Here is a 255-nt window from a genome sequence, read left to right on the forward strand (position 1 = left end):
CATCCGCTCCTGGGCCATCGCCTGGCGCTCGGCCTTGCGAGCCGCTTTGCGATCTTCGGGGACCAGAGTGCGTCGGCGCGCAGCCTCCTGGTCGCGGCGCCGTGGAGTCGGGCCCTTCTTGCCCTGCGAGCGGGCGCGCGGCGCGGCCCCGGACACGGCGCCCTCGGCGGGGGCAGCCGAGGGGCCGTGAGGCGAGGGGGCGGGCGCGGTCTCGGGGGTCTTGTCCCGCTTGGACACCCGGCCAGTCTAGTGATG

General features: G+C 76.1%; 1 protein-coding gene. It reads right to left on the minus strand.

Features of this window, described 5'->3' with window-relative positions; genetic code table 11:
- On the minus strand, positions 1–237 hold a 237-nt coding region (locus tag KVS67_RS14435; protein ID WP_217565482.1), incomplete at its 3' end, for a DUF3043 domain-containing protein.
- Positions 238–255: the final 18 nt, after the last annotated feature.

Origin of the sequence: Micrococcus sp. GbtcB5 (assembly GCF_019091605.1) — a bacterium.
GTDB classification, from domain to species: Bacteria; Actinomycetota; Actinomycetes; order Actinomycetales; family Micrococcaceae; genus Micrococcus; species Micrococcus luteus.